This is a genomic window from Paenibacillus puerhi (assembly GCF_009846885.1).
In the GTDB taxonomy this organism is placed as follows: domain Bacteria; phylum Bacillota; class Bacilli; order Paenibacillales; family NBRC-103111; genus Paenibacillus_G; species Paenibacillus_G puerhi.
The window spans coordinates 1-4,924 of sequence record NZ_WUWM01000066.1; the positions used below are offsets into that span (position 1 = coordinate 1).

Sequence of the window (4,924 nt, forward strand, 5' to 3'; positions counted from 1 at the left end):
ACCTATAATTTCGAAGATATACCTCGTTTAAAAGGTATCCTTCGCAATTATTGGGGCTCTTCCGAAATGTCAAGTCTTTTTTCGATAATCAATTCCTAATAATTTACTTCAACTGCATAGGTCATGAGTTATTATCCGGGATTAACGACAAGGCTTTATTATAAACATGGCGAGGCGCCTGTAGATCCCAAAGCTGGAAGCAGCGGTGATTTTTACTTTTTGCCTAAGTTTTTTGTCTACTACTACCTTACTTCAATTCAATATATGGGGAGCCTTAAATACTGGGAATTTCCCTGGACAAACCCTAAGGTTTATGAATTTGATAATGAAGAATATAGGAAACTACAGAAAACCTGGGCGAAGCAAGACCCTGATCTTCCTGGCAGTTCCGCATTTATGATTAATGACAGTCTCAGCTTTAATAACACGTATCTTACAGTCAAAGCTTTTACAAACGGGAATGTACTAGAGGAACCGGGAAGTCGTGTGGCTGTATGTAGAGATTTTAAAGCGCCAAATCCACAATATGGATGTCTATTAGACAATCCATATTTATACGCGTATGGGAACAAACTAGTGGATAGAGCAACCGAGGAGAACAGATTCCCACTAGGCAAGGGTTGGAGTTGGGACATACCATTTATCGAAACAAAGCCGAATAATAAGCGATACATCACATTATTTGGAGGGGAGACTTATGAGTTAGTAGGTACTAGTTTGAAGGGATATCCATGGAAAGACCTTAAACTCGAATACGATAACTCAATAGTAAATAATATGTACTCCCAATATGTTCTAACAACGCTAGACGGAACAAAACAATACTTTTCATCCACGGGCAAGCTCATTCAGATATCAGATGCTTATAAAAATACAATTCAATTTGAATATTCAGACATCGCCCCTTATGGGAATGTTTTGACCAAGGTGAGAGATGCGCTGAATAATGAAATCAATATCACATATTCGACCACTGAGGTGAGGATTACTCAAGGCGACCGGAACGTTACGTATACCAAGACTAAGGATCCGCAGCAAAACAAAGAACTGCTTGCACAAGTGAAGGATGCTCAAGGCCGTAATACTTCATACGTGTATGAGATAGGGCGAGTTCCTTTTGATCTAGTTGGCTATGGGAAATCCAAAGATAATTATGTTGCTCTGTTGAAGCAAGTCTATCACCCTACACAAGCGAGAACTGAGTATGCTTACGAGAGCTTCACGAGGTCGTTGGGGGATAAAGCATCGGAAACAGCATTCCGTGTCGGAAGTCGAGAAGATATTGTTACCTATATGAATGGTAGTGAAAGCAAGTCTAATCACATCGATTATACATATATGGGTGACGGTGCCAAGGTTCAAACGACAAACTTGACCTTTAGCACTACTGTCAAAAATGGCCGCGTAAACACAACGTACACCTATGATAAAGTTTATATCGACGACACAACTCCTGAAGTCATTTATAATACGCAAATCAAGCAGGATGATGGAACGACTCAGCGTATTCAAGATATGGAATATGACAGAAACAATAGGCGATCTGTACCCATAAAGACAACATCTTATGTAAAACGAGGAGCCGAACAATCCAGCAGCTTAATAACGTCTAGGGTGTATGATGAGTACGGCAATGTGGTCTCAGAGACTAACCCCGAGCAGGTAACAACTACTTTCACTTACGACGATCAAACACACTTGCTCCGAACAACCCAAACCCCTATGGGAGATGGATTGTCGATATTTACCGAAATTGAACGTAATCCGATCTATCATAGTGTCAAGAAAGCTTCGATACGGGAGAATGGCGCTACGGGTAAGCTACTTGGACAAGCAGAATACAGCTATGATGCGGTAGGAAATCCAAAAACTGTTACTCTCAAGGATGATGCCCGAGATATTCAAGTAGTGTATCAATACGGGACAGCGTACGGGCAAGGATTTCCAACGCAACAGTCTATAGAAACAACGAATGCGGACGGTCAAAAGTCAACAATTGTACAAAACTATCAGTACAACAAACAGACGGGACAAATGACCACGTTTACTGATGGTAACAGACATGCGACAACATACACATACGATAAGCTAGGAAGAATGTTGTCTATTAAAAATCCGGATGGTACCCTTCAGACGTTGATATACAATGACAGCGAGAACACGGTGACAGAAACAGATCCTACAAATGTTAAGGTAATAACGAGATGGAATCCTCTCGGACTGAAAACTCATACGGGGATTGAAGGGAAGAGTGCAGCGACGTATGGATATGATGCATACGGAAGGCTGGAATGGGTAGAAGACGGGGCAGGACATCGCACGACTTATCAATACGATAAATGGGGAAGGCTGATCCACACGCTGTTGCCTGGTGGAGCAAGCTCGATCACTCAATATGATGATGTGAATCGGACGGTTTTGGAAACAGATCCGGAAGGATACTCGACCAAGCAATGGTTAGATCTGATGGGAAGAGTAGTAAAGAAGGAGTCCTATTCACCAACAGGCGTACTGACTAGTTCGATCCAGATGAGCTACACCCTCGCAGGACAGGTTAAAGTAGTGGACGAGGGCGTGGCTTCGGAGGCAAGCGGAATCACACGGACTCAATACGAGTACGATGCGATGGGGCGAGTGAAGTCAGTACTTAATGGAATGCAAGAAAAAACAGCGTATAAGTATAGTTTAGCGGGGCAATTGACGGAAGTTCAATATCCAGATGGCAACAAGTTAACCAAGCATTATGATGAAATGGGAAGGTTGGTTCGCCGTATTGACCCCGCGGGACAAGCTGAGCGCTACTATTATGATAGTAACAGCAATATGTCAAAAAAGATCGATCGCAATGGTCATGCCACGACTTACCTGTATGATAACCGAAATTTTATGGACAACATCACGACAACTGACGAAGTCATTCGGTCACCCAGGATGCGGCAGGAAGACGGTTATCGATGCAAGATGGTACTGGAACCACATCTTATTCCTATGAACCAGGAAGTGGCTGGCTGACGGAAGTCAAGCATCCGGATCAGAAACGCATCACCTATACGTATGATACTCAAGGTAACCGGAACAAGATGACAGACCCTTTTGGTCAAGTAACGGAATATAGGTATGATGAAAGAAACCGATTGAAGCACGTGGGGACGAATCCGGCTCAATGGGATGCGACATATGCCTACAAAAAGAACAATCAGCCAGCAACTATCCAATTGCTCCAAGGGCTGACAACGACTTGGAACTATGAAACCTTGAAAAGTAGTCTATCTCATGTTCAAGCGGGACGAGGGACACTGCATAGCTATCAGTATAGGTATGATATTAAAGGGAACCAGACAGGACGAACGGAGGATGCTCAATCCTATAACTTTAGCTACGATAAGCTTAGTCGGATACAAACCTCTAGTGAGTATCAGGAGAATTATACGTATGACAGCCGCGGGAATCGTCAAACCTTGCAAAGTGTGAAGCCACTGATGCTAACCGACCAAAGTTACACGTATGATAAGAAGAATCGGCTGACCATGGCAAGTGGAAGTTCGGGAAGCCCAGTATCCTACAAGTATAATGGAGACGGCTTGTTGACAGAGCGGACGGAGAACGGAAGCACAACCCGCTACTATTATGATGGAACAAATATCATCGCAGAAGGTCAGGTAAGCGGAGGCGTAGTTACACGCAAAGCCAGTTATATTCGCGGCAACCAGCTTGTAGCCCGAGTAGATGCAACCGGTACAAAGTCATATTACATGCATAATGGACATGGCGATGTGGTAGGACTTGTGAATGCAGCAGGTCAGGTATTGAACACCTATTCATATGATATTTGGGGCAATCCGGTGACCACACAAGAACAAGTACCACAACCCTTCCGCTACAGCGGCGAGTACTGGGACAGTAGCACAGGATTGCAGTATCTGCGGGCAAGGTGGTATGATCCTGGCATCGGGCGGTTTATTAATGAGGATACGTATGAAGGGGAGCTTACGAATCCGCTGAGTCTTAATCTCTACACTTATGTTCATAATAATCCGTTGAGATATACGGACCCAAGTGGGAATAGACCTCAGTATTATAAGGTTGGGGACATGTTTAGATTTGCAGCATCTAGTAGATTTCAAGATTCGGCCAATGCTGCAGCAGGTTTCTTGCCTCTTGGTCAATGGCTTTATGAAAAATATGCTGAACAATTCGATATAGAGCCACGGGAAGAGTTTAGGGATGAAACATTGAAATCTGCATTAAAAATTACTGGTAATGTAGCAACAATAGCTGACTTTGTTGGTGGTCTAATTAAAAATGACGATACTGCTGCAAAAAGGGCAATAAAAACAATAGGAAAATTTGCTAAGATAGTGGACGGTGCATTGATATTAGGTGACTATGGTTTTAAAATTATGGAGACCAATGACAGTTATTATTTGGATATTATTACGGACAAGTTAATGACAATTACCTCAAATGATGTAACAACTCTTGCTCATAAAACCGCTTATGCAAAAAGTAGGATCAAAGAGTTAATAGATGAAGGTAAACTAACTTACGAAACTGATTTCATAGATAAGATTGCTCAATCCATTCAATCGTATAACATTAAATATGACAAAAAAGATTTAGAACAACTGAAAGAGGAGTTGAAATCTATTTATGGAGGAAATTAATAGATTGGGTGAAAACAATTGAGTATATTTGTGGTTTTGGGTTGGATAGTAATTAATATATTTTTATACTTAAGGTTAAAATTCTTTTTTACAAGAATGAACGATAGAGATTCTCTAATTGCTTTAGTTATTATCACTAGCGTTGCATAAAAGTTAGCTGAGCTAATTATCACATTATTCTGAATAGGATATTCCGTTCATGGACCAAAAGGTCGATGACCTATCAAAAGGTAGCCTTTGTCCATTTGGTAATTATATGG

Annotated in this window: 2 protein-coding genes; both read left to right on the plus strand. The window is 41.7% G+C overall.

The genetic code is table 11. From position 1 onward, the window contains the following. The first annotated feature begins 123 nt into the window (after positions 1-123). A complete protein-coding gene (locus tag GSF01_RS28820; protein WP_159888710.1) occupies positions 124-3,012 on the plus strand; it encodes an RHS repeat domain-containing protein in 2,889 nt (962 codons plus the stop codon). Further along, the gene (locus tag GSF01_RS28825; RefSeq protein ID WP_159888711.1) at positions 2,955-4,664 is read left to right on the plus strand and encodes an RHS repeat-associated core domain-containing protein; all 1,710 of its coding nucleotides are present in this window, start codon (positions 2,955-2,957) and stop codon (positions 4,662-4,664) included. The genes GSF01_RS28820 and GSF01_RS28825 overlap by 58 nt, the downstream gene beginning before the upstream one ends. Positions 4,665-4,924 lie beyond the last annotated feature (260 nt).

What these genes read in the sequence shown, in the direction of transcription:
- GSF01_RS28820 (WP_159888710.1), top strand. Translation starts at nt 124, where the DNA reads ATGAGTTATTATCCGGGATTAACGACAAGGCTTTATTATAAACATGGC.
- GSF01_RS28825 (WP_159888711.1), top strand. Translation starts at nt 2,955, where the DNA reads ATGCAAGATGGTACTGGAACCACATCTTATTCCTATGAACCAGGAAGT.